Origin of the sequence: Mesorhizobium sp. M4A.F.Ca.ET.050.02.1.1 (genome assembly GCF_003997725.1) — a bacterium.
In the GTDB taxonomy this organism is placed as follows: domain Bacteria; phylum Pseudomonadota; class Alphaproteobacteria; order Rhizobiales; family Rhizobiaceae; genus Mesorhizobium.
This window is the reverse complement of record NZ_RZSG01001352.1, coordinates 1-750: the sequence shown is the minus strand read 5'-3', so window position 1 is coordinate 750 and position 750 is coordinate 1. Positions and strand designations below refer to the sequence as shown.

Sequence of the window (750 nt, the reverse complement as noted above, 5' to 3'; positions counted from 1 at the left end):
AGCCGCGACGCGGCCGGGTCCAACCTCTCCTTCCCACTCCTCCCACGGACCAATCCCCTGCCATTCACATCCACCGCCGGTCCGGCGGGCTTCCCGGCATTGTTCAACCGGCCGCCAAGGCGCCCGGGATCGTCTTTTACTCAGCCGCCTCGCCGGCCGTGGCGTGGCCGAAGATCTTCGGCAGGCCGCGCGCAACGCCTGTGTCGACGGTGACGGTGGCGCTCATGCCGGTGCGCAGCGCCATTTTTGCGTCAGGATCGGTCAGTTCCAGGCGCACCGGAATACGCTGGGTGACCTTGACCCAGTTGCCGGTGGCGTTCTGCGCCGGCAGCAGCGAGAACTCCGCCCCGGTGCCGGCGCCGATCGCCTTGACGGTGGCCTCGAAGGTCTTGCCCGGATAGGTGTCGACGATGATCTCCGCCTTCTGGCCCGGCTTCATGTGGGTAAGCTGGGTCTCCTTGAAATTGGCGTCGATCCAGGTGTCGCCGGTCTCGACCAGCGAGAACAGCGGCGTGCCGACGGCGACATACTGGCCGGGCTTGAACGAGGAAGCCTGGCTGATGACGCCGTCCGCCGGCGCCGTGACCGTGGTCTGCGCCAGGTCATAGGCGGCCTTGTCGCGCGCGGCGAGCGCTGCCATCACCGTCGGGTGCTTGTCGGTCTCGATATCCGGGTTGCCGCCGAGTGCCGCCTTGGCGCTGATGATGCCCTGCTCGGCCACCGCGAGCTGCTGCCTGGCCTTGTCGAGGT

At 67.9% G+C, this 750-nt stretch carries 1 protein-coding gene; it reads right to left on the bottom strand.

The genetic code is table 11. The features are described from left to right. Positions 1-136: 136 nt before the first annotated feature. Positions 137-750 (bottom strand): HlyD family secretion protein (locus EOA33_RS37440; protein WP_145989588.1); only part of this gene is annotated, 614 nt, incomplete at its 5' end.